Raw genomic sequence first — 25,128 nt, forward strand, 5'->3', positions numbered from 1 at the left:
AGCCCGCCCTTGGAACGCATGGCATCCAATTCTCCCCGTCGCCCTCGCCCGTCCGCGCCGAAATCGGCGCGCGGCCCCGTCGCGCGCGCCGCGCTGACGGTGCTGAAGATCGGCATCGGCGTCGGCCTCCTCATGACACTGCTGCTCGCGGTGGCGGTCGCCATCTCGATGGCGTCGCTGCCCGGCTATCGCGAGCTGATGCGCTCGCCCAACGGCCAGATGGTGCAGGTGCGCTCGGCTGACGGCGCGGTGCTGGTGTCGGTGGGGCCGTCCTATGGCGAATGGCTCGCCTACGATGAAATCCCGCAGGTGATGGTCGACGCGATGATCGCGGTCGAGGACCGGCGCTTCTACCACCACCCCGGCGTCGACCCGATCGGCACGGCGCGCGCGCTGGTGGTGAACATCCAGCGCGGCGGCTCGGCGCAGGGCGGCTCGACGATCACCCAGCAGCTGGCGCGCAACATCTTCCTGACCGCGGCGCAGAACTACACGCGCAAGATTCGCGAGGCGATCCTCGCGCTGGCGCTCGAGCAGCGCTTCACCAAGCGCGAGATCCTCGAGCTCTATCTGAACCGCGTCTATTTCGGCGGCGGCGCCTATGGCATCGACGCCGCGGCGCGCAAATTCTACGGCCACGGCGCCAACCAGCTGAGCCTCGAAGAGGCGGCCGTGATCGCCGGGCTGGTTAAGGCGCCGTCGCGCTATGCGCCCTCGTCCGACCCGGAAAAAGCCAAAGGCCGCGCCAAGATCGTCATCGCGGTGATGGCCGACGCGGGCCGCATCACCCGCTCGGAAGCCGCGGCGGCCGACATCGACGCGCTGCGCTTCGCGCCGCAGCCCAAGCAGAACAACGTCCGCTACTTCACCGACTGGGTGCTGTCGGAGCTTGAGAGCCTGACCGACGAGACGATCGAGCCGCTGGTCGTTACCACCACCCTGATGTCGGGGATGCAGCAGGCGGCCGATCGCGGCATCGTCGCGCATACGCCGGCCGGCGCGCAGGGTGCGCTCGTCGCCATGTCGACCGATGGCGCGGTGCGCGCGATGGTCGGCGGCAAGGATTATGTCAGCTCGATCTACAACCGCGCGACCTCGTCGCGGCGACCGGGCGGATCGGCGTTCAAGCTGTTCGTCTACCTCGCGGCGCTGGAGGACGGCGTCGAACCCGACGACGTGATGATCGACGAGCCGGTGAGCTTCGGCAACTGGAGCCCGCGCAACAACGACCGCACCTATCGCGGCGAGATGACGGTGCGGCAGGCCTTCGCGTCGTCGGTCAACACCATCGCGGTGCAGCTCGCGCAGCGCGTCGGCTACGACACCGTCGCCGACATGGCGCGGCGCTTTGGCATCACCACGAAGATCGACCGCCAGCCGGCAATGGCGCTCGGCACCTCCGACGTGAACCTGCTCGAAATGACCTCGGCCTACGCCAGCGTCGCGCGCGGCGGTGTCGAAGCGCGGCCCTATGCGATCACCAAGGTGACGACGTCGCGCGGCCGGACGCTCTATACGCACGAGGCCGAAGAGCCGCGCATGCTGGTCGCGCCCTGGGTGGCGGCGAAGATGACCGATCTCCTCAAGGCGGTTGTCGACAGCGGGACGGGGCGGCGCGCCGCGATCGGCCGCGAGGTGGCGGGCAAGACCGGCACCACCAGTTCCAACCGCGACGGCTGGTTCCTGGGCTTCACCGGCGACATCGCTGCGGGCGTGTGGATGGGCCGCGACGACAACAAGGTGGTCGGCGGTCTTGCCGGCGGCCGTGCGCCGACCGCGGCCTGGGCGGATTTCATGCGCGTCGCAACGAAGGGCATGCCCTCGCAGGCGCTGCAGACCGATGTCGAGTTGCCCGAGGACGGTTTCGGCGAGCCCGATGCCGAGGTTTACGGCATCTACCCGCCGGGCAGCGAGCCGCCGGTCGACGAGAATGGGGTGCCGATCGGCGATCCGTCGGTGGTCACCGACGCCGACACACCCAATCTGGGGCCGTCGCAGCCGCGTCCGCAGGGGCAGCCGCCGGCGCAGCCGCGCCTCGACGGCGATTTCCTCGACCAGATTTTGGCCGAGCCGCAGCCGAAGGGCAGCGGCGGCGGGTCACCCCCGTCCGACCCAATGTAGCGTCGCGCCGTGGCGCTTCAGCCAGCGCCGCGCCGCCTCCATGTCGCCGTCGTAGAGCGACGCCGTGGTCCGCCAGAAGGCGGGGCTGTGGTCCATGTGCGCCAGATGCGCGACTTCATGCGCGACGACGTAGCGGCGCACGGTGGGCGGCGCGAGGATCAGCCGCCAGCTGTAGGCGATGCGCGCAGTCGCCGAGCAGCTGCCCCAGCGCGAGGCGGTATCGCGGACGGTGACCGCCGCGACGGGCTTGCCGAGTTTCGCCGCATGTTCGCGCGTCTCTTCGGTTAGCACCGCCTTGGCGCGGGTCTTGAGGAAGCGCTCGATCCGCCCCGACAGCGATTCCGCCGGGCCGCCGACGCGCAGGGCGTCGCCGTCGATCGACACGGTGCGCGACCGCGTCGGCGCCCAGTCGATGGTCAGCGTCTCGCCCTCAACCATCAGTGTCCCGCCCGGCTCAAACCCCGCACTGCGTGGCCAGCTCGCGACCCGCGCCGCCAGCCAGTCGCGGTGGGTCTCCAGCATGGCGAGCGCGCGGCGCAGCGAGGCGCGGGGCGGCAAGGACAGGCGGATGACACCCTTGGTGCTATCGGCACGGAGCGTAACGCGACGCGCGTTGGCGCGCGTCTTCACCTCGACCGGGATGCGGCGGCCGTCGATCTCGATCGCCAGATCGGGCGGCGGCGCGGGCGGCGCCTTCGGCGCGAACAGGCGGAGGAGCGCCGGCGTCACAGCCGCCGGTCGATGACGAAATTCTCGAGATCGTCGCCGACCTCGTCCTCCGACACCGTCCAGCCGCGCACCGACTGGCCGGCGGCATGGACGCTTTCGGGGTCGCCGGTGATGAGCGGATGCCAGTCGGGCAGATCCTTGCCCTCGGCGAGCAGCAGATAGGCGCAGGTCGACGGCAGCCAGTCGAGGTCGAGCACCTTCTCGGGCGTCAGCCGCACGCATTCGGGCACATAGGCGCGACGGTTGCGATAATCCTTGCAGCGGCCGGTGCGGCGGTCGAGCAGGCGGCAGGCGACGTTGGTCGCCATCAGCTCGCCGGTGTCCTCGTCCTCCAGCTTGTGGACGCAGCATTTGCCGCAGCCGTCGCAGAGGCTTTCCCACTCGGCGCGGTCCATCTGCCGCAGCGTCTTCTCGCGCCAGAAGGGGCGGGTCACCGCACCCATTTGGCCAGCTCGGCGGCGACCGCCTCGGGGGAGGAGCCTTGCGGCAGGAAGCTGATCGGCTTGCCTGCCGGATCGAAGATGTAGGCGATGGCCGAATGGTCCATCAGATAGGCATCGGCGGTGCCGGCGCCCTTCGACGCATAGACGCGGAAGGTTTTCAGCGCGGCGTCGATCTGCGGCTGCGTACCGGTCAGGCCGATAAAGCGCGGGTGGAAGGCGGCGGTGAAGGTCTTCACGACCGGGCCGGTATCGCGCGCGGGATCGATGGTGACGAACAGCGGCTGCACCTTCGCGGCGCGCGTGGCGTCCGCCTTCTCGAACTGGCGCAGGCCTTGCGCGAGCTGCTGCATGTCGGTCGGGCAGATGTCGGGGCAGAAGGTGTAGCCGAAGTAGATCAGCTTCCACTGGCCGGGATAGCTCTTCTCGGTCACCGCGGCGCCGTCGCCGTCGACCAGCGCGAAGGGGCCGCCGATATCGGCGCCGGCCAGCGGCGGCGTTTCACCCGATCCGCCGCTTTGCGCGCGATACAGCAGCGCCCCGGCCGCGGCGCACAGGATGAGCAGCACGCCGGCGAGGAGCGCGAAGGGGATGCGGCGGGAAGGCGCGGGGCTGTTCATGGCTGCCCCTATCTATGCTAGACGCTGGATAAATCCAGCAGATGAGCCTCGGGGGTATTTGATGTCGAAGCTGCGTGCCTTGGTGACGGCGGTAATGTTGGGCGCATTGGCCGCACCCTTGCCGGTGATGGCGCAGGACAAGAAGCCGGGCAGCGGCTTCGGGTCGGACGCCTATCGCTTCTTCAAGGCGGTGCGCGACAAGGACGGCCCGGGCGCGCAGGCGCTGATGACCCAGCCGGGATCGACGCTGGTCAACCAGCGCGACTACGACAGCGGCGAAACCGCGCTGCTGATCGTCACCCGCCGCCGGGACAGCGGCTGGATGAGCCTGCTGATGAACCGCGGCGCCGCCGTCGACACCAAGGGCCGCGACGGCGTCACCCCGTTGATCGCCGCCGCCGAACTGGGCTTCACCGACGGCGTGCAGCTGCTGCTGGCGCGCAAGGCCAACCCCAACCTCGCCAACAACCAGGGCGAAACCGCGCTGATCAAGGCGGTGCAGAAGCGCGACACCAACAGCGTCCGCGCGCTGCTGGCGGCGGGCGCCAACCCCGACAAGGGCGACAGCATCACCGGCCTGTCGGCGCGCGAATATGCCGATCAGGACCGCCGCGCCGGCATGATCCAGAAGCTGCTCAAGGACAATGACGAGAAGAAGCCGGCGGCGGACAAGGCCACCGTCGCGCCGGGACCGACGCTGGATTAGCGAGATCGGCGGTGGCGATGCTTCCGCTTCGCCCCTCCCACACCCGACCGTCATACCGGCTTTCGCCGGTATGACGGATAGGGGGCTATTCCTTCTCGAAACCCAGCGACGCCGAGTTGACGCAGTAGCGCAGGCCGCCGGCCTCGCGCGGGCCGTCGGGGAAGACGTGGCCGAGGTGGCCTTCGCAGCGGGCGCAGCGCACTTCGGTGCGGGTCATGCCGAACTTGCTGTCGCTGTGTTCGCTGACGGCGTCGCCGTCCAATGGCGCGGTAAAGCTCGGCCAGCCGCTGCCTGAATCATATTTGGTACCGCTGGCGAACAAGGGCTGGCCGCAGCCGCCGCACACGAAGGTGCCGTCGCCTTTCTCATCGATCAGCTCGCCGGTGAAGGCCCGCTCGGTGCCATGCTCGCGCAGCACATGATATTGCATCGGGGTCAGCTCTTCGCGCCACTCGGCGTCGGTCTTGTCGATCTTCGACATCGAAGCTCCTTCCTTCACAGCCCCAGAACGCGCACCTGCGGCCAACGTGCCGGCCAGTGTTTCGACGTCATGCGCTGGCGGTAGAAGCCCATCATATGATCGTCGGTGAACACCGGCCGACTGACCATCGCGAACAGATCGTCGAGGCCGTGCGGGGCGATGATCTCGATATGGGCATCGCGCAGCCGAACGCCAACCGCGGTCGGCGTCTCGGCGAAATGGCGCAGGCCGTCCTCGGTGTCGGCATAGGGCGGCAGGCCGGTCTTCAGGTGCATGCGCGACTGATTGCGCACCTCCCAGGGCAGGCCGGGCATCAGTGCGGCGAGCTTCGCCTCGGCAGCGGCTTCGCGTTCGCGCGACACGTCGACCTTGTCGAAGAACAGCACGTCGATATCGGCCCAGTCGGTGGCGACCGGGCGGCCGTGCAGCGTATCCCACACCGCGCTGCGGATGGTGCCGGCGGCGATCCACGCGTCGGGCAGGCCGACGGTTTCGACGGCGCGCAGCATGTCCATCAGGATCGGGGTGCCGGCGACGATCTCCGTCAGCCGCGCCGCACTCATTCGGTGGCGGCCTTCGCGTCCATCCGGCGGCCGAGCCACACGGCGCCGTAGATCAGCGGCGGCACCAGAACCGCCGACAGTACCACCTTCGCCAGCGCCTGCCCGACCAGCAGCGAGCCGATCGGGAACACGCCCCAGAAGGCGACGGTGATGAACAGCAGGGTGTCGACGATCTGCGACAGCGCGCTGGCGACGGCGGCGCGCAGCCACAGGAAGCGCCCCGTCGCGGCGCGCAGCCGGCTGAAGATCGCGACGTTGAGCGTCTGCGAGATGCCATAGGCGATGATGCCGGCGAGCATCAGCCGCGGGCTCTGCCCCAGCACCATCTGGAAGGCAGCCAAGCGCGCCGGGTCCATGTCATGCGCGCTCGGCGCCGCCAGCACGACGAGGATGAGCAGCATCGACACGATCAGCGGGATGAAGCCGAAGCGCACCAGCCGGTCGGCGGTGGCGCGGCCGTGCAGCTCGGCGACCGCGCTCGACAGGATGACCAGCATCAGGAAGGCGAAGATGCCCGCCTCGACCGCGAGACCGGCGCCGAGCGCGACCTGCTTGTTGCCGAGCACCCCGGCGATGCAGACCATGCCGCCGTAAAGGACCGAATAGACGAAGAGCGATCGCGAAAGCTGCATCGTCGAACGCTAGCCGAGCGGATGCCGCGCGAGAAGCAGGAAGCGGCCGACCAGCAACCCGCCCGACAACAGGCTCGCGACCACCACCGACCAGACGATGCCGTCGAGCCCGAGGCCGGCGGGGTGCGCCAGATACCAGCCGAGCGGCAGCATCACCGCGCCGTAGCAGAAGACGTGGAGGCCGACGGGCAACAGGATATCGCCGCGCGCCCGCAGCGCGTTCGCCGCCACCACCTGCAGCCCGTCGGCGATGAAGAACAGGCAGGACAGGACGAGCGCGGGCGCGATCAGGCGGAGCAGCGCCGGGTCGGTCGAGTAGGCGCGCGCGATCAGGTCGGCGCCGAGCCAGACGACGAGGCAGACGATGGTGGTGAGCACGATGGTCACCCAGAAGCCGAGGACGCCGCCGCGCAGCACGCCCTCGCGGTCGCGTGCGCCATAGGCGCGGCCGACCAGCACCGCGGTCGCCGACGACAGGCCGAGCGGTCCCATGAAGATGATCGCCGCGACGTTGAGCACCACCGCCCAGGCCGCAACCTCGAGCGAGCCGAGCAGCCCGGCGACGAAGCTCATGCCCGAAAACGCCGCGGTCTCGGCGAAATAGGAGGCGCCGGCGCCGTAGCCGACCTGGCGCTGCTCGGCGCCGCGCCCGTCATCCTCGCCGCGCTCGAACACGCCGTGCGCGCGCGAGCCCGACCAGCGCCAGATGTAGACGGCGAGCGCCGCCAGCAGCATGACCCGCGCGCCGAAGGTCGCCCAGGCGGAGGCCACGGCGCCCTCGACCGGCAGGCCGGAATCGCCCGGCACCAGCCACAGGTTGAGCGCGAGGTTGACCGCGTTCGCCGCCCACATCGCCACCATGCCCGGGATCGGCTTGCCGAGGCCTTCGAGCCAGAAGCTCAGCACGCAGCAGAAGATGTAGGGCGCCAGCGACAGCGTGAAGATGTGCAGCGTCGCGGTGGCGCCGCGCACCAGATCGGCGTCGAGGCCGGTCAGCTCCATCACCAGCGGCCCGAGCAGGTAGAGGCCCAATGACGAGATCACGCTTAGCAGCAGGCCGTAGTTGAGGCCGCGCCGCAGCACCATGCCCGCCGCCTGCGGCCGCCCCTCGCCGACATAGCGCGCGCCCATCACCTGCACGCCGACCAGCAGCCCGATCGCGGTGGTCAGCACCGCCACCGTCATCGCCCAGCCGAGCGCGTGGTAGCCGAGCTCGCGCGCGGAGTGATGGCCGACGACGATCGCGTCGGTCAGGCCCATCATCATGATGCCGAGCCGCGCGAGCACGGTCGGGCCGGCAAGCCGCAACAGCTCGCCGAGGCCTCCTTCCGTGCGTGTCTGCGTGCCGTGCATGACGATTCTGCCCCAAAAAGGCGCGGAAACTCGTCGAAACGGCGTCCGAATTCAATCGCGCGCGGCGGGCGGCTTCACGAAGGACAGCAGGGCGAGGCCGATCAGCAACAGGCCGATGACGGGATAGAAGCCCGCCTGCTGGGTGCCGTAGGCGCGGGTGAAGATCTCGACCAGCAGCGGCGCCAGCCAGTAGGTGGCGTTGCCCGACAGCGCATAGAGGCCGAAGAACACGCCGCTCTCCTTTTCGGGCACCAGCTTCACCAGCAGGGTGCGGCTCGACGAATAGGCGGCGGTGAGGCCGATTGCGCCGGCGAGCGCTACGCCGAGAAAGGCGAGTTCGGGGACCGTGCGGAACATCGGCGCGTCCCACAGCACCTCCGGCGCCGCCGGCTGGTAGAGGATGCGCTCGCGCCCGCCGCCGAGCACGGCGAGCTGCGAGAAGATGACCAGCACCAGCTCGATCTGGATGGCGCGCTTCGGCCCCAATTTGCCGTCGAACCAGGCGCCGACGAAGCCGCCGATCACCGCGACGATCGACAGGATGATGCCGTAGGCGAGCAGCTCCAGCGTGCCCCAGCGCATCACGCCCGCCGCGAAGATGCCGCCGAACAGCAGGATCGCCAGCTTGCCGTCGGCATAGAGCATGCGCGCGACGAGGAAGGTCAGCGCGTTGCGGTGGCGGCGCGCGTCGGTGAACAGCCGTTTCAGGTCGCCCGCGCCGGCGGCGAACGCCTTGACCGGGCCCAGACCGGTGCGCGGCGCGTCGGGGGTGAGGAAGAACAGCGGCAGGCAGCCGATCGCCAGCACCAGCGCGACGAGCGGCGCGACGATGCGGTCGGGCTCATGGGCCGCTGCGTCGAGGCCGAACAGCGGTGCCGGCGGGATGATCGGCCAGGCGACCTTGCCCGGCAGCACGAAGGCCCAGAGCACGAAGACCAGCATCGTCATCGACACGGCATTGCCGAGCGCGAGGCCGAGGCCCGAGGCGAGATGCTCCTGCCCGGGTGCTGCGCGCGGCAGCAGCGAATTATGCAGCATCTCGCCATAGGCATAGAGGATGGTCAGCGCGGCAGCGATGGTGACGACCTGCGGGATCGACAGGCCCGCGCCGTCGGGCAGGGTCCACCACAGCAGCCCGGCGAGTGCCACCATCAAGGTGGTGATCGCGCCCAGCCAGGGCTTGCGCGGCCCCATCCGGTCGACGGCGGCGCCGAGGAACGGGGCGGTCAGCGCGACGATCCAGCCGCCGATCTTGCCGTACTGCGCGACGGCGGCCTGGCCTTCGACGGGGTCGCCGATCACCACCGTCGCGAAATAGGGCATGAACACATAGATGGTGACGAGCACGACGTAGGGGACACGCACCCCTTCGAACAACGCCCACGCCACCGCACCGGCCGGAAGCCGATTGCCGTTCGCCATCGCGCCCCTCCCCATTTTTCGGCCAGCCTAGCGGGGGCAGGGAAATGCGGAAGGTCGATTTTGACTAGGGTCGGGCGCGGGGTGCGCTACACTCTCCCTCAAGGAGATTCCTCATGGCACGCCTCGGCGAACGACGCGGCGGCACTTCGGCCTTCGGCGAGCTGCTGCGCGGCTGGCGGTTGGCGCGGCGGCTGAGCCAGCTCGAGCTGGCGATGCGCGCCGATCTGTCGGGCCGGCACCTGTGCTTCGTCGAGACCGGCCGGGCGCGGGCCAGCGCGCCGATTGTCGACCGGCTGGCGGCGGCGCTGGAACTCGAGGCCGGCGACCATGACGCACTGCGCGTCGCCGCGGGGCTGGCGCGGCAGCCGAGCCTTGCCGACCAGGCCTTCGCTGCCGCGCTCGCGGTGCAGGGCGCGCGCAATCCCGAGGCGATGGTCGAGGCGGCGAAGCCGGCGCTGGCCGCATTGGGCATGCCACATTTCTTCTTCGGCACGATGGGCTGGCGCGGCTTCGACGCGGTCGACCCCGGCGGCTTCCCGCGCGGCTGGCTGCAACGCTACCGCGCGCAGGAATATGCCGCGCGCGACCCGCTGCTGCCGGCGGCCTGCACGCAGCGCGGCGGCTTCTTCTGGGAGGATGCCGTCGAGCCGCAGAAGCTGACCGGGCGCGCGAGCCGCATGTTCCGGGAGGCCGCGGCGGAAGGGATCGACAGCGGCTTCGTGCTCCCCCTGCGCGGCGGCGACGGCAGTGTTCGCATCGTTTCGATGATGGGCCGGCGCGATGCCGAACAGCCCGACGTTCAGCGGCTGGGCCTGCAGCTCGTCGGCCAGCAGATGGTCGAGCGGCTGACGGCGACGGGATACTTACCGGCCGCGTAATCGACGGGTGCGCCGGCGCCTGCCAGCCTCTCCCCCCGTCAGTCAGCACGGGGTGTCATGCGCAACGATTCCGCTCTTCTCGCCGTCGGGACCATCGGTCTCGGCCTCGTCGGCCTCGCCTTCGCCGATTTCGCGCTGCAATGGCAGCCGGTGCCCAAAGGCGTGCCACTGCGCGAGCCGCTGGCGCTGCTCAGCGGCGCGCTGCTGATCATCGTCGGCGCCCTCGCGCTGATCCCGCATCGCGTTGCCTCCGGCGGGCTTGCGCTCGCGGTCACCTACGGCGTCTGGGTGGTGCTGCTCGACCTGCCGCGCGCCGCGGCCGATCCGCTCAACCTCGCCGCCTGGCTGGGTGTTGCCGAGATCGGCTCGCTGGCGGCGGCGGGGGTGATGATCCTCGGCCATGAACGGCAGCGGCCGGCGTTGGTGCGGGCTGCGCAGGTGGCGTTCGGCCTCGCCGCGCTGGTCTTCGGCGCCTGCCACTTCGTCTATGCCGATTTCACCGCGAACATGATCCCGGCGTGGATTCCCGAGCGGCTTTTCTGGGCGTGGGCGACCGGCGTTGCGCATTGCCTCGCCGGCCTCGCGATCCTGGCCGGCGTTCAGGCGCGGCACGCGGCCAGCCTGATGACGGCGATGTGCCTGTCCTTCGCGCTGATCCTGCATGTGCCGGCGATCATCGCGAAGCCCGATAGTCATGCCGCCTGGGTCATGTTCTTCATCACCGTCGCCATCGCCGGGGCGGCGTGGACGATGCGGCGCGCCGTTCGCCTACGCTGAGGCGCTGCTGCGCGCGGCGGTGGCCTCGCAGAGGCGGACGCAGTTGCGGCCCGCCGACTTCGCCGCATACAGCGCGGCGTCGGCCTGGCTGAAGGCGGCGTCGAAGCTCGGCTCGGCGACGTCAACGCAATGGACGCCGATGCTGACCGTCACATGCTCGACCGGGCAGCCCGGCGAGCGGAAGTCGTGGCCGTCGATCAGCCGGGCGAGGCGCACCGCCAGCGCCTCGGCGTCGGCGGGCCGGTCGGCGTCGACCAGTAGCAGGAACTCCTCGCCGCCGAAGCGGCCGGCAAGGTCGGTGCCGCGCAGCGCGCCGGCGAGCAGGGCGGCGAACTGGAACAGCACGCGGTCGCCGACGTCATGGCCGTGCCGGTCGTTGATCGCCTTGAAATGATCGATGTCGAGCACGAGCAGCGCGCGCGGCGGGCGGGTCTCGGCGACCATCTCCGCCTCCCAGGCGGCGAGGAAGGCGCGGCGGCTCATCAGGCCGGTGAGGCCGTCGCGGTTGGCGAGCTGCTCGACCTCCTGCTGGAGCGCGAGCGTCGCCCAGATGTGCGACTGATGCTCCGTCAGGAAGCGCAGCTGCAGCAGCGCGACGCTGGCGGCGCTGACGCCGAGGCAGAGCGAGAGGAAGTCGCCGCTCAGGATCATGACGGTCGCCGACGGGAAGATGCCGATGGCGATCACCGACGAGGCGGCGGGGCGCATCGAGGCGAGGCCGTGCGCGATGCTGAACGACCCGAACGCAAAGGAGATCGGGATCAGGATCGGATAGGGAAACCAGTCCAGCGCATAGGTGGTGGCGCTGTAGACGCTGATCGCCGTTACCGATCCGATCGCCGCATAGGTCGAATGGCGCAGGAAGCGCTCGGCGTGTGGCGGCACAGCGTCGGTCTGTGACCGCCACAGCCAGATGCGGTGCAGGTTGAACGCGCCGACCAGCGGCATCCAGGCATAATGATAGACCGGCGACCCGGTGTGCCACAGCACCGCCATGACGATGCAGACGTTGACCAGCGCGGTCAGGTGCAGCGAGGGGATCTGGCGGCGGACGGCGTGGTACTGGAAACGCACCAGCGCGTCGCGCAGCTCGGCCGGCGGCGGCGGAAAGAGCGCGTCGAGCCAGCGCATCACCGTTTGTGCATCCCCCTGTGGCCGTCTTCCCCCGTCCCTAGGGCAAGATGGTCAATACAGGGTTAACACGATATCGGCCTTTCGTCATCGTCCGCTGTTATTGGCCGATAATCTCCGGCCTCAACGCTACACGTCGAGGTTAGCGACGTTCAGCGCATTGTCCTGGATGAACTCGCGGCGCGGCTCGACGACATCGCCCATCAGCTTGGTGAAGATCTCGTCGGCGAGATCGGCCTGCTGGATCTCGACGCGCAGCAGCGAGCGGTTCGACGGATCGAGCGTGGTTTCCCAAAGCTGCTCGGCGTTCATCTCGCCAAGGCCCTTGTAGCGCTGGATGGCGAGGCCCTTGCGGCCGGCCTCGAACACCGCGCCGAGGATGTCCGACGGCCGGTTGACCGACAGTTCGCCGAGCTTCGCCGGCTTGGCGTAGGTCTCGGCCTCTTCGCGCGCCAGTGCGTGCAGCTTGCGCGCCTCGGCGGAGATCAGCAGCGCCCGATCGATGACATAATGGTCGGTGACGCCGCGGTCGGCGCGCTGGAGATGGTAGCCGCCGTCCTCGGCCGTGTCGGCCAGCCAGCCGGTTTCGCCGTCGGCCGTGTTGAGCCAGGCGGCCGCCGCGGCGGCGGCGGCGTTCTGCTTGTCGCGGTTGCCGTCTAGCGCCGGGTCGAGCCCGCCGGTCAGCGCCAGCGCCTCGACGACGCGTTCGTCGTAGCGCTTGGGGACATAGGTCATCAGCGTCTTCACACGCCGGGCGTGCTCGACGAGCGCGCGCAAATCGTCGCCCGAGCGGCTGCCGATATGCGTCTCCAGCACCAGATTGCCGAGGCCGGTTTCGACCAGATAGTCGTCGAGCGCCGCATTGTCCTTGAGGTAGACCTCCGACCGGCCGCGCGTGACCTTGTAGAGCGGCGGCTGCGCGATGAAGAGGTGACCGTTGCGGATCAGCTCGGGCATCTGGCGGTAGAAGAAGGTCAGCAAGAGCGTGCGGATGTGGGCGCCGTCGACGTCGGCGTCCGTCATGATGACGATCTTGTGATAGCGCAGCTTCTCGGCGTTGAATTCCTCGCGGCCGATGCCGGTGCCGAGCGCCTGGATCAGCGTGCCGATCTCCTTCGACCCCAGCATCCGGTCGAAGCGCGCGCGCTCGACGTTCAGGATCTTGCCGCGCAAAGGGAGGATCGCCTGGTTGTGGCGGTTGCGGCCCTGCTTCGCCGAGCCGCCGGCCGAGTCACCCTCGACGAGGAAGATTTCCGACTTGGCCGGGTCCTTCTCCTGGCAGTCGGCGAGCTTGCCGGGCAGCGAGGCGATGGAGAGCGCACCCTTGCGGCTTGCCTCGCGCGCCTTGCGCGCCGCTTCGCGGGCGATGGCGGCGTCGACGATCTTCTGGACGATGGTGCGCGCGTGGTTGGGGTTCTCCTCCAACCACTCGGCCATCTTGTCGGCCATCAGCGATTCAAGCGGCTGACGCACCTCGGACGACACGAGCTTGTCCTTGGTCTGCGAGCCGAACTTGGGGTCGGGCAGCTTGACCGAGATGATCGCGGTCAGCCCTTCGCGCATGTCCTCGCCCGACGGCGACACCTTCTCCTTCTTCAGGATGCCGCTCTTGTCCGCATAATTGTTGAGCGTGCGGGTGAGCGCGGCGCGGAAAGCGGCCAGATGGGTGCCGCCGTCGCGCTGCGGGATGTTGTTGGTGAAGCAGAGGACCTGCTCGTAATAGCTGTCGTTCCACTCGAGCGCGACCTCGATGCCGATGCCGTCGCGGTCGCCGCGCACCGCGATCGGCTCGGGGATCAGCGCGGTCTTCGCGGCGTCGAGATATTTCACGAACGCGGCGATGCCGCCCTCGTAATAGAGCTCGACCGCCTTCGGCTCGGCGTGGCGCGCGTCGGTCAGCAGCAGACGGACACCCGAGTTGAGGAACGCCAGCTCGCGGAAGCGATGCTCGAGCTTGTCGAAGTCGAAGTCGACGATCTTGAAGGTGTCGGGCGAGGGCAGGAAGGTGACCTGTGTGCCCTTGCGGTCGCCCTGGGGGCCAACCACCGCCAGCGGCGCGACGGGATCGCCGCGGCGGAACTGCATGTAATGCTCGTGTCCGTCGCGCCAGATGCGCAGGTCGAGCCAGTTGGAGAGCGCGTTCACCACCGAGACGCCGACGCCGTGCAGGCCGCCCGACACCTTGTAGGCATTGTCGTCGCTGTTGTTGAACTTACCGCCGGCGTGCAGCTGGGTCATGATGACTTCGGCCGCCGAAACGCCCTCCTCGGCGTGGATGCCGGTCGGGATGCCGCGGCCATTGTCCTCGACCGAGACCGAGCCGTCGGGGTTGAGTGTGATCAGGATGCGGTCGCAGTGCCCGGCCAGCGCCTCGTCGATGGCGTTGTCGCTGACCTCGAACACCATGTGATGCAGGCCCGAGCCGTCGTCGGTGTCGCCGATGTACATGCCGGGGCGCTTGCGCACGGCGTCGAGGCCGCGGAGCACGGTGATGGCGTCGGCGCCATAGTCGCTGGTCTGCTTCGTCTGTTCGATCGGTTCGTCGCTCAACTTCTTATCCTTCTGTGAGCCGTCCCTCTTCGACGGCCACGAAACTTGCCCGGCCTTCAAGGCCTTCGAACAACGACCGGTCGGTGCCGGTCATCCAAACCTGTGCGCCCATGCGCACCAGCCGGCCGAACAGCGCGTCGCGCCGACCGGCATCGAGATGCGCCGCCACCTCGTCGAGCAGCAGCACCGGCGCCCGCCCCCGCCGCTCGCCGACCAGCTCGGCATGCGCCAGGATCAGTCCCAGCAGCAGCGCCTTCTGCTCGCCGGTCGAACAGCGCTCGGCGGGCATCTCCTTGCCCGCATGCACCACCGACAGGTCCGACCGGTGCGGCCCGAGCGTCGCCCGCCCCGCGGCGGCATCCGCCCCGCGCAGCCGCGCCAGCTCGGCGGCGAAGCGATCCTCGACCTCTGCCGTCAGCGCCCTCTCTAGCGCGTCCTCGGCCCATCCGTCGAGCTTCACACGTGCGCGCGCGAACACGCCCTCGGGCGCGCACGCGAGACGGGCGCTCAGCGCAGTCACCGTATCGCGCCGCGCCTCGGCCACCGCGACGCCATGCTCGGCCATTTTGCGCTCCAGCGCGGCGAGCCACGCCGGGTCGGCGGGCAGGTCGTCGCCGAGCAGCCGGTTGCGCGCGCGCATCGCCGCCTCATAGCGGGCGGCATGGCTCGCGTGCGCCGGGTGCAGCGCCAGCGCCAGCCGGTCGAGGAAGCGCCGCCGCCCGGTCGCGCCCTCGATGAACAGCCGGTCCATCGCCGGCGTCAGCCACAGCACCGACAGCCAGTCGCCGAGGCTCGTCACCGCGGCATTGGCGCCGTTGACCCGCACCTGCCGCCGCTCGCGTGCCGTCGCGGTGGTGCCGGTGCCGATCTCGACAGCACTCCCCGGCATTTTGGCACCGCTCTCAACCCGCGCCGCCACCGCCCAGGTCGCCGGGCCGCTGCTGCGCGCCAGTTCGGAAATCGCCACCCCGCGCAGCCCGCGGCCCGGCGACAACAGCGAAATCGCCTCGAGCAGATTGGTCTTGCCCGCGCCATTCTCGCCGGTCACCACCACCGGCCCGCCGCCGACCTCGACCGCCTGATCGATATAGGAACGGAAGTCGCGCAATGCCACCCGCGCGACCCAGCTCGGGGCGGGCATTTGCGGGGTATCGGGATGGGGAGACGCAGTCACGCAGATGTCCTACCGGACTGTAGCGGTTAGCGCGACCCTGAGGCATTCAGTCGTTACCGACCGTCCCCTCGACTACTCCGACCAGATGGAACTCCGGCGCACCGCGAGCCGCGATGTGCACGACATGGTCAGAACTCTGAATTTTCCAATGCGACAGCCGCCCAAAATGGTCGTCGGAATTCCAAGTGCGCGACCTCACGTAACTGAGAAAATCCTCTTCACCCGCCACCTCTTCGACAACGGCACTCGATGCCGCACCTGGCTTGAAGAGATAAAAGCTCTCAGCGACGATGAAGTACGCCACATAGTTCCAGATCAGGCGCACCGTGCGGTCGCCGGCCTGAGGTCGGATCGGCCGAGCATCACCGATCAGCTCGTCGATTCTTTCGAGTGCCCCGAGGCCGGTTGTCTCGATAAGCTCAACCGTCAGAAATTGACCGGTATCTTCAATAATCTCGAAGAGGATCGGGGAGCGGAGCGAACCAAGGTCGACTTGGTCGCTTCGACTTCCGTCATCCTCGATCACACACGCATCGGCATCAGCACGTAGAGCGCCGGCGACTTGTCGTCCTCGCGGATCAGGGTCGGGGCGGCGGCGTCGGCGAGGTGGACCTCGACCGTGTCGCCTTCGATCTCGTTCAGGATGTCGAGCAGGTAGCGGGCGTTGAAACCCACCTCGATCGGCGGCGAAGTGTAGTCGGCGGGGACTTCCTCGGCGGCGGTGCCGTTTTCGGGGCTGGTGACCGAGAGGGTCACGCGGTCGCGGTCCAGCGCGATTTTCACCGCGCGGGTCTTCTCGCTGGCGATGGCGGCGACGCGGTCGACGCCTTCGGCGAAGCTCTTCGGGTCGAGCTTCAAGAGCTTGTCGTTCGCGGTCGGGATGACGCGGCTGTAGTCGGGGAAGGTGCCGTCGATCAGCTTCGAGGTGAGCGTCGCGTTGCCCACCGTGAGGCGGATCTTCGAGGCCGACAGCGAGATTTCGATGTCGGTGTCCGCCTCGTCGAGCAGCTTCCTGACCTCGGCGACGCACTTCCGCGGCACGATCACGTCGGGCATGCCGGCGGCGCCGTCGGGCAGCGGCGTCGTCACCCGCGCCAGCCGGTGGCCGTCGGTGGCGACGGCGCGCAGGTTGCCGTCGGCGATGTGCATGAAGATGCCGTTGAGATAGTAGCGCGTCTCCTCGGTCGAGATCGCGAATTTGGTCTTGTCGATGATCTGCTTCAGCGTCTCGGCCGGCAGCCAGAAATGCGTCGGCAGGTCGCTCTCGGCGATCACCGGGAAGTCGTCGCGCGGCAGCGTCGCAAGGCTGAAGCGGGCGCGGCCGGCGACCACCGACATGCGGTTGTTGTCGACCGACAGCTCGACCTGGCTGCCCTCGGGGAGCTTGCGCGCGATATCGAACAGCGTGTGCGCCGACACGGTGGTGGCACCTGGCGTCGACACCTGCGCGGCGAAGGATTCGACGACCTGCAGGTCGAGATCGGTCGCCATCAGGCGGATGGCGTCGCCGGTCGCCTCGATCAGCACGTTCGACAGGATCGGAATGGTGTTGCGGCGCTCGACGACCGACTGGACGTGGCCCAGGCTCTTGAGCAGCGTCGCGCGTTCGACAGTCGCCTTCATTCGTGATCCTCGTAGAAAAATCGCACCCCTGATAGCCGGCGACTATAGCCGGGCCGGGGGCCGCGCACAGCGAAAATTTACCCTAGGGACGGGGTTTCAGCCCGTTCTGGCCCAGCCGCCACAGCAGCACGTCGATCCGGTCGTGCCCGAAGAAGGGTTCGCCGTCGAAAACCATCAGCGGCACGCCCCAATGGCCGCTGGCGTTCTGCGCGCTTTCGTTGGCAGCGATGGCGGTGTCGAGCCGCTCGCCTTCCTCGCGTTCGGCCCGGTCGAGCGTCGCCCAGTCGAGGCCCGACGCCGTGGCGGCGTCGGCGAGATGATCGCCCTCGTTCCAGCCGGCGGTGCCGCCCCAGATCAGCCGCGCCACCTTGTCGGCAAACATCAGCCCGTCGCCCTGCTCGACCGCTGCCTGCCCCAGCCGGGTCAGCCGGCCGATATGCGGCTGGTCGGTCGCGATCTCGCGGGTGGCCATATTCTGGACGATCGGGTCGGGCCGTGGCGGCGCGAACGGCAGCCCGGCCATCTGCGCGAGGCGGAAGCAGTCGCGCACCACATACATCGGCCAGTTGGGGTGGACCCGCTCGAAGAAGGCGGCGTCGCGCACCGCCAGCGGGCGGACAGGGCGGAAGTTGAGATTGAGGTCGTAGCGGTCGCGAATCTCAAGCAGCCGCGGCGTCGCCAGATAGGAATAGGGCGATCGGAACGACCAGAAGATGTCGACGGAAAGAGTCATGCGGGCCCCCAAGGATTTTGTCCTTTGGGGGGAGACTATCGGTGCCGTCGAGGCTTGTCGCCTCCCCTCCCCGAGGGGGAGGGGATTGAGGGGTGGGCTCTTGGGGCGGGCGAGAGGTTCGAAAGGCGGCCGCAATCAGGGCAGCCCACCCCTTACCCCTCCCCTCGGGGGGGAGTTCCTTGGGCGTCGCGACTTTAGCTCACCGCGACCGCGCCCGTATCTGCCAGTGCCACCTCGAAATGCGCCTCGGTCTTCGCTTTCAGCTCCTCGACCGTGACCCCGGGCGCCAGCTCGACGAGCCGGAAAGCCTCGCCCTTCGCCGGGCGCTCGAACACTGCGAGGTCGCTGATGATCATATCGACGACGCCGAGGCCCGTCAGCGGCAGGTCGCAGGCCTTCTTGAACTTCGCCTCACCCGCCTTCGAATTATGATCCATCAGCACGATGATGCGCTTGACGCCGGCGACGAGGTCCATCGCGCCGCCCATGCCCTTCACCATCTTGCCCGGGATCATCCAGTTGGCGAGGTCGCCGGTTTCCGACACTTCCATCGCACCGAGGATCGAGAGGTCGATATGGCCGCCGCGGATCATCGCGAAGCTGTCGGCCGAGCTGAAATAGGAGGAGCGGTCGAGCTCGGTGATCGTCTGCTTGCCGGCGTTAATCAGGTCGGCATCCTCATCACCGGCGTAGGGGAACGGCCCCATGCCGAGCATGCCGTTTTCTGACTGTAGGGTAATGTCGATGCCCGGCGCGATATAGTTGGCGACCAAGGTCGGCATGCCGATGCCGAGGTTGACATAGAAGCCGTCCTTCAGCTCCTTCGCGGCGCGCGCCGCCATCTCGTCACGGTTCCAAGGCATCAGGCGGCCTCCCGCTGGCGCACGGTGCGCTGCTCGATACGCTTTTCGTAGTCGCGGCCGACGATCAGTCGCTGGACGAAGATGCCGGGGGTGTGGATCTGGTCGGGGTCGAGCTCGCCGGGGCCGACCAGCTCCTCGACCTCGGCGACGGTGACCTTGCCGGCGGTCGCCATCATCGGGTTGAAGTTGCGCGCGGTCTTGCGGAAGATGAGGTTGCCGTAGGGGTCGGCCTTCCACGCCTTGACGATCGAGAGGTCGGCGACGAGGCCGGTCTCCATGATGTAGGTCTCGCCGTTGAAGTCCTTGTGCTCCTTGCCTTTCGCCACCAGCGTGCCGACACCGGTCTTGGTGTAGAAGCCCGGAATGCCCGCGCCGCCGGCGCGGACGCGCTCGGCGAGCGTGCCCTGAGGGTTGAACTCCAGCTGCAGTTCGCCTGACAGATATTGCCGCTCGAACTCCTTGTTCTCGCCGACATAGCTGCTGATCATCTTGGCGATCTGCCGCGTCTGGAGCAGGAGGCCGAGGCCGAACTCATCGACGCCGGCGTTGTTGGAAATGACCGTCAGGCCCTTGGTGCCGCTGTCGCGCAGCGCGGCGATGAGGTTCTCCGGAATACCGCAGAGGCCGAAGCCTCCCGACATCACCGTCATCCCGTCGAACAGCAGCCCCTCGAGGGCGGTGCGGGCATCGGCGAACAGCTTGCTGGCCATCGAAGTTGAATCCCCATTCAGGTTTTCCGACCCGCGATCTAGCGCGGGCGCCGTCGAATGAAAAGCGTCCTAGCGTGGGAGGCCCCGCCGGGCTACCCAATCGCTTCATGACCGCACCGCTCTACATCGCCCGCCACGCCGAAACCGTGTTCAACGCCGGTGCGCGGATGCAGGGGGCGAGCGCGCACACGCCGCTGACCCGCGCCGGCATCGCGCAGGCGGAGGCGATGGGCGAGGCGCTGCGGGCGCATTTCGGCAGCGGCCAGCGGCTCGACTTCTGGGCGTCGCCGGCGGGCCGGACGCTGCAAACCGCGTCGATCATCGCCGAGCATCTCGGGCACCCCTTCTTCGACGTACGCACCGATCCGGGGCTGCTCGAGATCGGCGTCGGCGACTGGGAGGGGCGCTATTATGCCGACATCGTCGCCGAGCAGGGCGCGATCGTCGATCCCGAGCGGGGCCTGTTCATCACCCGCGCGCCGGGCGGCGAATGGTATCCCGAGATCGCCGAGCGGCTGACGGCCTGGCTGGCGCGGCTCGACCCGCGCTTTCCGGCGATCGTCATCACCCACGGCATCACCGCGCGGGTGCTGCGCGGGATGCTGGTCGGCGGTACGCCCTTCGAGCCCGGCTGCGTCCCGCTCGCCGACGGCGCGCCGCAGGGGACGATCTTCCGCGTCGAGAATGGCGCCGAAACCGCGCTGCATGTCGGCACCGGCGCGGCGGTGATGACCAAGGGCTTCTAAACGATGACCACCGACAGCCGCCGTCCCGCCCTGCCGCTGACCCTGATGCTCGTGGCGGCGCTGTTCATCAACTATGTCGACCGCGGGATGATCGGGGTCGCCGCCCCGCTCATCAAGGAAGAGATGGCGCTGTCGGCGACCGCCTTCGGCATCGCGGTCTCGGCCTTCTTCTGGATCTACGGCCCGGCGCAGCTGCTCACCGGCTGGATGGTCGACAGGTTCAACGCGGAAAAGCTGCTCGCCGGCGGCGTCGCCGTGTGGGGCGGGGCGACGGCGGCGATGGCGCTGGCGCCCGGCCTCGCACCGCTGGTGGCGCTGCGCATGCTGCTGGGCCTCGGCGAAAGCGCCGCCTTTCCGGCCAGCGCCAAGCTGATCGCGCGCGACGTGCCGGCGGAGCATCGTGGCAGCGCCAACGCCGGCGTCGGGGCCGCGCTCGCCTTCGGCCCGGCGTTCGGCATGCTGGTCGGCGGGCTGATCATGGCCACCTATGGCTGGCGGGTGATGTTCGCGGTGTTCGGCCTCGCGACCCTGCTGTGGCTGCTGCCGTGGCGGCGCTTCATCCGAACCGCGCCGATCGATACCGACACCACGGCAAACGAGCTGCCTTTCTCGGCGGTGCTGCGCCACCGCACGCTCTGGGCGGTATGCCTCGGCCATTTCACCAGCAACTATGGCTTCTATTTCCTGCTGTCGTGGCTGCCGCTCTACCTGACGACGGTGCGCGGCTTCACCCTTGCCGAGATGGCGACCTTCACCGCGCTGACCTTCGCGGCGCAGGGGCTCGTCGCGCTGCTCGCCGGCTGGGGCAGCGACCGGCTGATCGAGCGCGGCCATTCCGCGTCGGCGGTACGCCGGGGGCTGATGCTGATCGGCCATGTCGGCGGCGCGGTCGGCATCCTCGGCATCGTCATGGTCGACAGCCGCGCCGCGACGCTCGGCTGGCTGATGTTCACCGGCGGCACGATGGGGATCAACAGCGTCGGCGTTTACCTGATCGGCCAGGTGTTCGCCGGCGCGCGGGCGGCGGGCCGCTGGATCGGCACGCAGAACTTCATCGGCAATTTCTCCGGCATCATCGGCCCGATCGTCACCGGCATGATCGTCGATGCGTCCGGGTACTCGGGCGCCTTCTACCTGACCGCCGGCGTGTCGGCGGTCGGCGCGCTCGCTTGGTTGTTCCTCGTGCCGCGCATCCAGCCCGTTGATTGGGCGGCCGCGCGCCTGCGGCGCTAGGAAGCCTTTCTTTCGCCACGGCGCGACACTAGATGCATCGCCGCTATGCAGATTCCCGGCGCCATCGACCCCGTTCCCGTCCCCCGCGCGCACGTCGTGCGTGACGACGGCCGAGTGGAAATCATCGGCCTGACCAAGGTCGAGCTGCGCGAGGCGCTGGTCGAGGCGGGCATTCCTGAAGGCCAGGCGAAGATGCGCGCCACTCAGATCTGGCAGTGGGTCTACAACCGCGGCGTCACCGATTTCGATGGCATGTCGAACATCACGAAGGACACGCGCGCCTTCCTCGCCTCAACATTCGTCATCGACCGCCCCGAGGTGGTGACTGCGCAGGTCTCGACCGACGGCACCCGCAAATGGCTGCTGCGGTCGCCGGACGGCAACGAATATGAGATGGTGTTCATCCCCGACGCCGACCGCGGCACGCTTTGCGTGTCGAGTCAGGTGGGATGCACGCTCAACTGCCGCTTCTGCCACACCGGCACGATGAAGCTGGTGCGCAACCTCACCGCCGGCGAGATCGTCGGCCAGGTGATGTTGGCGCGCGACAGTCTGGGCGAATGGCCGAGCCCGCCCGATGGCCGCCTGCTGACCAACATCGTGATGATGGGCATGGGCGAGCCGCTCTACAATTTCGACAATCTCAAGAAGGCGCTCGGCATCGTCATGGACGGCGACGGCATCTCGCTGTCGAAGCGCCGCATCACGCTGTCTACCTCGGGCGTGGTGCCGATGATGGCGCGCGCCGGCGCGGAGATCGGCGTCAATCTCGCCGTCTCGCTACATGCGGTGACCAAGGAAGTCCGCGACGAGATCGTGCCGATCAACAAGAAATACGGCATCGACGAACTGCTCGCCGCCTGCGCCGCCTATCCGGGCGCCAACAACGCGCGGCGCATCACGTTTGAGTACGTCATGCTGAAGGACAAGAACGACAGCGACGACGACGCGCGCGAGCTGGTCCGCCTGATCAAGCAGTACAAGCTGCCGGCGAAGGTGAATTTGATCCCGTTCAACCCGTGGCCGGGCGTCGGCTATGATTGTTCGGACGACGACCGCATCGCCCGCTTCTCCGACATCATCTTCCGCGCCGGCATCTCCGCCCCGGTGCGCACCCCGCGCGGCCGCGATATCATGGCCGCCTGCGGGCAGCTCAAGTCGGCGTCGGAGAAGGTCAGCCGCGCCGAACTCGACCGCCGCGCGGCGGAGAAGGAACTGAGCTGGGACGACGCGGCTTAGCCCTTGCCTGAATCCCCTCGCCCGCTTGCGGGAGAGGGAGGGGCCCAGCCTGCGGCTGGGAGGGTGAGGGTGTATCGCCCTATCCGCTTCACGCCTGACGACGATAAGCTCGCTGGGCTCGCACACCCTCACCTAACCTCTCCCGCAAGCGGGAGAGGGACTATAGCAGCGCTAGATCGGATACTTCTCTTTCATACACGCCAGCGAGCGACGGGCGATTTCCTCCAGCAAGCCCATGTCCACATCGGCGAGCTTCTTGATGTAGAGACAGGATTTGCCGGTCGAATGCTTGCCGAGCTTCGCGAGCAGCGCGTCTTCGCCCTCGGCGCCGGTCAGCACGTAGAGCACGAGCTGCGTCTTCCTGGGACTGAAACCGAGCCGGCACATGTCGCCTTCATGGCCGCTGTCGTAGCGATAGTGATATTGGCCGTAACCGACGATCGTCGGGCCCCACATCTTCGGCGTTTCGCCGGTGACGCGGCGGAGCATCGCGTCAACGATTTTCGCGTCTTCGCTCCGCTGAGGCGGCTCGGCGGCGGCGATGAAATCGTCGACGCTCGCCGCCGTCGCCCTGGTCTTCGTCTCGGCCATGCGCCCTCCCGCATTGCACCCGGGGTCCCGCGCCTCTAAGGGGGCGCCAAACCCAGCTAGGTCAGGAAAGCACGGATGTCGCAGGACGTGAAGAAATTCCCGCATGAGTCGGACGACGGCCAGCGCGTGAAGAAGGTGGTGCTCGCCTTTTCGGGCGGCCTCGACACCAGCGTCATCCTGAAGTGGCTGCGCGAGACCTATAATTGCGAGGTGGTGACCTTCACCGCCGACCTCGGCCAGGGCGAGGAGCTGGAGCCGGCGCGCCAGAAGGCCGAGCTGCTCGGCGTGAAGGAGATCTTCATCGAGGACCTCCGCGAGGAGTTCGTCCGCGACTACGTCTTCCCGATGATGCGCGCCAACGCGCTCTACGAAGGCCAGTATCTGCTCGGCACCTCGATCGCGCGGCCGCTGATCGCCAAGCGCCAGATCGAGATCGCGCAGATGGTCGGCGCCGACGCGGTCAGCCACGGCGCCACCGGCAAGGGCAACGACCAGGTGCGCTTCGAGCTCGGCTATTATGCGCTGAAGCCCGACATCAAGATCATCGCGCCGTGGCGCGAGTGGGACCTGACCAGCCGCGAGGCGCTGATCAAGTTCGCCGAGGAGCATCAGATTCCGATCCCGCGCGACAAGCGCGGTGAGTCGCCCTTCTCGACCGACGCCAACCTGCTGCACACCTCCTCGGAAGGCAAAGTGCTCGAGGATCCGTGGGAAGAGACGCCGGATTACGTCTATTCGCGCACGGTGAACCCCGAGGACGCGCCCGACACGCCCGAATATATCACCGTCGACTTCGAGGACGGCGACCCCGTCGCGGTCAACGGCGAGGGGCTGTCGCCGGCGTCGCTGCTCGCGAAGCTCAACGACTATGGCCGCACCCACGGCATCGGCCGGCTCGATCTCGTCGAGAACCGCTTCGTCGGCATGAAGTCGCGCGGCATGTACGAGACGCCGGGCGGCACCATCCTTCACCTCGCGCACCGGGGGATCGAGCAGATCACGCTCGGCAAGGGTGCGATGCACCTGAAGGACGAGCTGATGCCGCGCTACGCCGAGCTCATCTACAACGGCTTCTGGTTCTCGGCCGAGCGCGAGATGCTGCAGGCGGCGATCGACTACAGCCAGAAAAACGTCACCGGCACGGTTCGCCTGAAGCTCTACAAGGGCAGCGCCTGGGTGGTCGGCCGCAAGTCGCCGAAGTCGCTCTATTCGGACAAGATCGTCACCTTCGAGGACGACGCCGGCGCCTATGACCAGCGCGACGCGGAAGGCTTCATCAAGCTGAACGCGCTGCGCCTGCGCATCATCGGCCGCCGCGCCGGCCTCTAAGGGATCGGGTCGATGAAGGAAGCCGCCGTCACCAAATTCCTCGCCGGCTATGGCGAGGCGTGGGATGCGATCGACGTCGAGGCGATCGTCGCGCACTACGCGCTGCCGCAGATCATGGTGGCGGGCGGCCGGACGACCTTCATCGAGACCGAGGACGAGGTGCGCGCCGGCGTCGAGACGCTGTGCCAGCTCTATGACGACAAGGGCGTCAGCAAGATCGAGCTGACGGTCGAGAGCCTCGAGCCGCTGCCCGACGCCGCGGCGCGCGCCGTGGCGCGCTGGCGCTTCACCGACGAGGGCGGCGCCGAACTGCTGAATTATACGGTGGCCTACACCATCGTCGAGGAAGACGACGGGGTGCTGGCGATCGTCGCGGTCGACGCCGACGGCCAGGTCGACGCCCAGCGCGCGGCGGGCTGGACGAGCTAGAGCGGGATGACGCTACACGGAAGCATACCCTGAGTTGGCGAGATAGTTGGCGCAC

Annotated in this window: 26 protein-coding genes; 9 read left to right on the forward strand and 17 right to left on the reverse strand. The window is 68.3% G+C overall.

The window, feature by feature from the left end; translation table 11 throughout:
• Nucleotides 1-18: 18 nt before the first annotated feature.
• Nucleotides 19-2,121, forward strand: a complete 2,103-nt coding sequence (locus ACFOMD_RS17895) for a transglycosylase domain-containing protein (RefSeq protein ID WP_380864043.1) — start codon at nucleotides 19-21, stop codon at nucleotides 2,119-2,121.
• Here the strand turns inward: ACFOMD_RS17895 and ACFOMD_RS17900 are convergent.
• From ACFOMD_RS17900 to ACFOMD_RS17910, 3 genes are read right to left on the reverse strand one after another with little or no spacing between them, the layout of a single operon-like run.
• Nucleotides 2,098-2,850 (reverse strand): M48 family metallopeptidase, encoded by a 753-nt coding sequence (locus ACFOMD_RS17900; RefSeq protein WP_380864046.1) that lies wholly within the window; start codon nucleotides 2,848-2,850, stop codon nucleotides 2,098-2,100. The genes ACFOMD_RS17895 and ACFOMD_RS17900 overlap by 24 nt on opposite strands.
• Nucleotides 2,847-3,293 carry a YcgN family cysteine cluster protein gene (locus ACFOMD_RS17905; protein ID WP_380864049.1) on the reverse strand — a complete coding sequence of 149 codons (447 nt, stop codon included), beginning with the start codon at nucleotides 3,291-3,293 and terminating at the stop codon, nucleotides 2,847-2,849. The genes ACFOMD_RS17900 and ACFOMD_RS17905 overlap by 4 nt, the downstream gene beginning before the upstream one ends.
• Nucleotides 3,281-3,910, reverse strand: coding sequence for an SCO family protein (locus ACFOMD_RS17910; RefSeq protein ID WP_380864052.1), 630 nt, complete (start codon nucleotides 3,908-3,910; stop codon nucleotides 3,281-3,283). Before ACFOMD_RS17910 ends, ACFOMD_RS17905 begins: the two co-directional genes overlap by 13 nt.
• A 61-nt stretch (nucleotides 3,911-3,971) precedes the next feature.
• On the opposite strand from ACFOMD_RS17910, the gene ACFOMD_RS17915 reads away from it, so the two are divergent.
• A complete protein-coding gene (locus ACFOMD_RS17915; RefSeq protein ID WP_380864055.1) occupies nucleotides 3,972-4,616 on the forward strand; it encodes an ankyrin repeat domain-containing protein in 645 nt (214 codons plus the stop codon).
• A gap of 85 nt (nucleotides 4,617-4,701) precedes the next feature.
• Here ACFOMD_RS17915 and msrB read toward each other — a convergent pair whose 3' ends face one another.
• The 5 genes from msrB to ACFOMD_RS17940 are packed head-to-tail and all read right to left on the reverse strand — an operon-like array spanning nucleotide 4,702 to nucleotide 9,067.
• A complete protein-coding gene (msrB, locus tag ACFOMD_RS17920) occupies nucleotides 4,702-5,097 on the reverse strand; it encodes a peptide-methionine (R)-S-oxide reductase MsrB (RefSeq protein ID WP_380864058.1) in 396 nt (131 codons plus the stop codon).
• Between the two features lie 14 nt (nucleotides 5,098-5,111).
• Nucleotides 5,112-5,660 carry a nucleotidyltransferase family protein gene (locus ACFOMD_RS17925; RefSeq protein ID WP_380864060.1) on the reverse strand — a complete coding sequence of 183 codons (549 nt, stop codon included), beginning with the start codon at nucleotides 5,658-5,660 and terminating at the stop codon, nucleotides 5,112-5,114.
• Nucleotides 5,657-6,292, reverse strand: coding sequence for a queuosine precursor transporter (locus ACFOMD_RS17930; RefSeq protein WP_380864063.1), 636 nt, complete (start codon nucleotides 6,290-6,292; stop codon nucleotides 5,657-5,659). The genes ACFOMD_RS17925 and ACFOMD_RS17930 overlap by 4 nt, the downstream gene beginning before the upstream one ends.
• A gap of 9 nt (nucleotides 6,293-6,301) precedes the next feature.
• Nucleotides 6,302-7,645, reverse strand: coding sequence for an MATE family efflux transporter (locus tag ACFOMD_RS17935; RefSeq protein WP_380864066.1), 1,344 nt, complete (start codon nucleotides 7,643-7,645; stop codon nucleotides 6,302-6,304).
• A gap of 51 nt (nucleotides 7,646-7,696) precedes the next feature.
• Entirely contained in the window at nucleotides 7,697-9,067 is a 1,371-nt protein-coding gene (locus tag ACFOMD_RS17940) for an MFS transporter (protein ID WP_380864068.1), read from the reverse strand.
• Nucleotides 9,068-9,180: 113 nt separating this feature from the next.
• Between ACFOMD_RS17940 and ACFOMD_RS17945 the strand changes: the two genes are divergently transcribed.
• Both ACFOMD_RS17945 and ACFOMD_RS17950 read left to right on the forward strand, forming a co-directional pair.
• A complete protein-coding gene (locus ACFOMD_RS17945; RefSeq protein WP_380864070.1) occupies nucleotides 9,181-9,945 on the forward strand; it encodes an autoinducer binding domain-containing protein in 765 nt (254 codons plus the stop codon).
• 57 nt (nucleotides 9,946-10,002) lie between these two features.
• Nucleotides 10,003-10,722, forward strand: a complete 720-nt coding sequence (locus tag ACFOMD_RS17950) for a hypothetical protein (RefSeq protein WP_380864073.1) — start codon at nucleotides 10,003-10,005, stop codon at nucleotides 10,720-10,722.
• On the opposite strand, the gene ACFOMD_RS17955 is transcribed toward ACFOMD_RS17950, so the two are convergent.
• The 8 genes from ACFOMD_RS17955 to ACFOMD_RS17990 form a co-directional block, all read right to left on the reverse strand.
• Complete coding sequence (locus ACFOMD_RS17955) at nucleotides 10,714-11,853, reverse strand: GGDEF domain-containing protein (protein WP_380864111.1); 1,140 nt, start codon at nucleotides 11,851-11,853, stop codon at nucleotides 10,714-10,716. The two genes, ACFOMD_RS17950 and ACFOMD_RS17955, sit on opposite strands and share 9 nt — an antisense overlap.
• Before the next feature lie 129 nt (nucleotides 11,854-11,982).
• Nucleotides 11,983-14,403 (reverse strand): DNA topoisomerase (ATP-hydrolyzing) subunit B, encoded by a 2,421-nt coding sequence (gyrB, locus tag ACFOMD_RS17960; RefSeq protein WP_380864076.1) that lies wholly within the window; start codon nucleotides 14,401-14,403, stop codon nucleotides 11,983-11,985.
• Between the two features lie 4 nt (nucleotides 14,404-14,407).
• Complete coding sequence (gene recF / locus ACFOMD_RS17965; RefSeq protein WP_380864079.1) at nucleotides 14,408-15,544, reverse strand: DNA replication/repair protein RecF; 1,137 nt, start codon at nucleotides 15,542-15,544, stop codon at nucleotides 14,408-14,410.
• A 79-nt stretch (nucleotides 15,545-15,623) separates the two neighbouring features.
• Nucleotides 15,624-16,103 (reverse strand): hypothetical protein, encoded by a 480-nt coding sequence (locus tag ACFOMD_RS17970; protein ID WP_380864081.1) that lies wholly within the window; start codon nucleotides 16,101-16,103, stop codon nucleotides 15,624-15,626.
• A complete protein-coding gene (gene dnaN / locus ACFOMD_RS17975; RefSeq protein ID WP_380864083.1) occupies nucleotides 16,100-17,200 on the reverse strand; it encodes a DNA polymerase III subunit beta in 1,101 nt (366 codons plus the stop codon). Before dnaN ends, ACFOMD_RS17970 begins: the two co-directional genes overlap by 4 nt.
• 82 nt (nucleotides 17,201-17,282) lie before the next feature.
• On the reverse strand, nucleotides 17,283-17,933 hold the full coding sequence (locus ACFOMD_RS17980) for a 2-hydroxychromene-2-carboxylate isomerase (RefSeq protein ID WP_380864086.1): 651 nt from the start codon (nucleotides 17,931-17,933) through the stop codon (nucleotides 17,283-17,285).
• A 194-nt stretch (nucleotides 17,934-18,127) separates the two neighbouring features.
• The gene (locus ACFOMD_RS17985; RefSeq protein WP_380864089.1) at nucleotides 18,128-18,796 is read right to left on the reverse strand and encodes a CoA transferase subunit B; all 669 of its coding nucleotides are present in this window, start codon (nucleotides 18,794-18,796) and stop codon (nucleotides 18,128-18,130) included.
• On the reverse strand, nucleotides 18,796-19,506 hold the full coding sequence (locus tag ACFOMD_RS17990) for a CoA transferase subunit A (protein WP_380864091.1): 711 nt from the start codon (nucleotides 19,504-19,506) through the stop codon (nucleotides 18,796-18,798). Before ACFOMD_RS17990 ends, ACFOMD_RS17985 begins: the two co-directional genes overlap by 1 nt.
• Before the next feature lie 107 nt (nucleotides 19,507-19,613).
• On the opposite strand from ACFOMD_RS17990, the gene ACFOMD_RS17995 reads away from it, so the two are divergent.
• Genes ACFOMD_RS17995 through rlmN form a run of 3 tightly spaced genes read left to right on the forward strand, consistent with a single transcriptional unit; the run spans nucleotide 19,614 to nucleotide 22,724 of the window.
• On the forward strand, nucleotides 19,614-20,252 hold the full coding sequence (locus ACFOMD_RS17995; protein ID WP_380864094.1) for a histidine phosphatase family protein: 639 nt from the start codon (nucleotides 19,614-19,616) through the stop codon (nucleotides 20,250-20,252).
• Between the two features lie 3 nt (nucleotides 20,253-20,255).
• Entirely contained in the window at nucleotides 20,256-21,485 is a 1,230-nt protein-coding gene (locus ACFOMD_RS18000; protein ID WP_380864096.1) for an MFS transporter, read from the forward strand.
• Between the two features lie 45 nt (nucleotides 21,486-21,530).
• Complete coding sequence (gene rlmN / locus ACFOMD_RS18005; RefSeq protein ID WP_380864099.1) at nucleotides 21,531-22,724, forward strand: 23S rRNA (adenine(2503)-C(2))-methyltransferase RlmN; 1,194 nt, start codon at nucleotides 21,531-21,533, stop codon at nucleotides 22,722-22,724.
• Nucleotides 22,725-22,895: 171 nt separating this feature from the next.
• On the opposite strand, the gene ACFOMD_RS18010 is transcribed toward rlmN, so the two are convergent.
• On the reverse strand, nucleotides 22,896-23,315 hold the full coding sequence (locus tag ACFOMD_RS18010) for a DUF1801 domain-containing protein (RefSeq protein ID WP_380864101.1): 420 nt from the start codon (nucleotides 23,313-23,315) through the stop codon (nucleotides 22,896-22,898).
• A 75-nt stretch (nucleotides 23,316-23,390) separates the two neighbouring features.
• Here ACFOMD_RS18010 and ACFOMD_RS18015 point away from each other — a divergent pair, with 75 nt between their 5' ends.
• Both ACFOMD_RS18015 and ACFOMD_RS18020 read left to right on the forward strand, forming a co-directional pair.
• Entirely contained in the window at nucleotides 23,391-24,644 is a 1,254-nt protein-coding gene (locus ACFOMD_RS18015; RefSeq protein ID WP_380864103.1) for an argininosuccinate synthase, read from the forward strand.
• A 12-nt stretch (nucleotides 24,645-24,656) separates the two neighbouring features.
• Nucleotides 24,657-25,073 carry a hypothetical protein gene (locus ACFOMD_RS18020; RefSeq protein ID WP_380864106.1) on the forward strand — a complete coding sequence of 139 codons (417 nt, stop codon included), beginning with the start codon at nucleotides 24,657-24,659 and terminating at the stop codon, nucleotides 25,071-25,073.
• The last annotated feature ends 55 nt before the right edge of the window (nucleotides 25,074-25,128 follow it).

Source organism: Sphingoaurantiacus capsulatus, from assembly GCF_042648405.1.
In the GTDB taxonomy this organism is placed as follows: domain Bacteria; phylum Pseudomonadota; class Alphaproteobacteria; order Sphingomonadales; family Sphingomonadaceae; genus Sphingoaurantiacus; species Sphingoaurantiacus capsulatus.

What these genes read in the sequence shown, in the direction of transcription:
- ACFOMD_RS17955 (WP_380864111.1), bottom strand. Translation starts at nt 11,853, where the DNA reads ATGCGCTGGCTCGACGCGCTCTTTCCGCCGCCGCCGGCCGAGCTGCGC.
- ACFOMD_RS17925 (WP_380864060.1), bottom strand. Translation starts at nt 5,660, where the DNA reads ATGAGTGCGGCGCGGCTGACGGAGATCGTCGCCGGCACCCCGATCCTG.
- ACFOMD_RS17990 (WP_380864091.1), bottom strand. Translation starts at nt 19,506, where the DNA reads ATGGCCAGCAAGCTGTTCGCCGATGCCCGCACCGCCCTCGAGGGGCTG.
- ACFOMD_RS17995 (WP_380864094.1), top strand. Translation starts at nt 19,614, where the DNA reads ATGACCGCACCGCTCTACATCGCCCGCCACGCCGAAACCGTGTTCAAC.
- ACFOMD_RS17940 (WP_380864068.1), bottom strand. Translation starts at nt 9,067, where the DNA reads ATGGCGAACGGCAATCGGCTTCCGGCCGGTGCGGTGGCGTGGGCGTTG.
- msrB (WP_380864058.1), bottom strand. Translation starts at nt 5,097, where the DNA reads ATGTCGAAGATCGACAAGACCGACGCCGAGTGGCGCGAAGAGCTGACC.
- ACFOMD_RS18000 (WP_380864096.1), top strand. Translation starts at nt 20,256, where the DNA reads ATGACCACCGACAGCCGCCGTCCCGCCCTGCCGCTGACCCTGATGCTC.
- ACFOMD_RS17905 (WP_380864049.1), bottom strand. Translation starts at nt 3,293, where the DNA reads ATGGGTGCGGTGACCCGCCCCTTCTGGCGCGAGAAGACGCTGCGGCAG.
- dnaN (WP_380864083.1), bottom strand. Translation starts at nt 17,200, where the DNA reads ATGAAGGCGACTGTCGAACGCGCGACGCTGCTCAAGAGCCTGGGCCAC.
- ACFOMD_RS18015 (WP_380864103.1), top strand. Translation starts at nt 23,391, where the DNA reads ATGTCGCAGGACGTGAAGAAATTCCCGCATGAGTCGGACGACGGCCAG.
- ACFOMD_RS17930 (WP_380864063.1), bottom strand. Translation starts at nt 6,292, where the DNA reads ATGCAGCTTTCGCGATCGCTCTTCGTCTATTCGGTCCTTTACGGCGGC.
- ACFOMD_RS17915 (WP_380864055.1), top strand. Translation starts at nt 3,972, where the DNA reads ATGTCGAAGCTGCGTGCCTTGGTGACGGCGGTAATGTTGGGCGCATTG.
- ACFOMD_RS17910 (WP_380864052.1), bottom strand. Translation starts at nt 3,910, where the DNA reads ATGAACAGCCCCGCGCCTTCCCGCCGCATCCCCTTCGCGCTCCTCGCC.
- ACFOMD_RS17950 (WP_380864073.1), top strand. Translation starts at nt 10,003, where the DNA reads ATGCGCAACGATTCCGCTCTTCTCGCCGTCGGGACCATCGGTCTCGGC.
- ACFOMD_RS17980 (WP_380864086.1), bottom strand. Translation starts at nt 17,933, where the DNA reads ATGACTCTTTCCGTCGACATCTTCTGGTCGTTCCGATCGCCCTATTCC.
- ACFOMD_RS17945 (WP_380864070.1), top strand. Translation starts at nt 9,181, where the DNA reads ATGGCACGCCTCGGCGAACGACGCGGCGGCACTTCGGCCTTCGGCGAG.
- ACFOMD_RS17985 (WP_380864089.1), bottom strand. Translation starts at nt 18,796, where the DNA reads ATGCCTTGGAACCGTGACGAGATGGCGGCGCGCGCCGCGAAGGAGCTG.
- recF (WP_380864079.1), bottom strand. Translation starts at nt 15,544, where the DNA reads ATGCCCGCCCCGAGCTGGGTCGCGCGGGTGGCATTGCGCGACTTCCGT.
- ACFOMD_RS18010 (WP_380864101.1), bottom strand. Translation starts at nt 23,315, where the DNA reads ATGGCCGAGACGAAGACCAGGGCGACGGCGGCGAGCGTCGACGATTTC.
- ACFOMD_RS17935 (WP_380864066.1), bottom strand. Translation starts at nt 7,645, where the DNA reads ATGCACGGCACGCAGACACGCACGGAAGGAGGCCTCGGCGAGCTGTTG.
- ACFOMD_RS18020 (WP_380864106.1), top strand. Translation starts at nt 24,657, where the DNA reads ATGAAGGAAGCCGCCGTCACCAAATTCCTCGCCGGCTATGGCGAGGCG.
- ACFOMD_RS17895 (WP_380864043.1), top strand. Translation starts at nt 19, where the DNA reads ATGGCATCCAATTCTCCCCGTCGCCCTCGCCCGTCCGCGCCGAAATCG.
- rlmN (WP_380864099.1), top strand. Translation starts at nt 21,531, where the DNA reads ATGCAGATTCCCGGCGCCATCGACCCCGTTCCCGTCCCCCGCGCGCAC.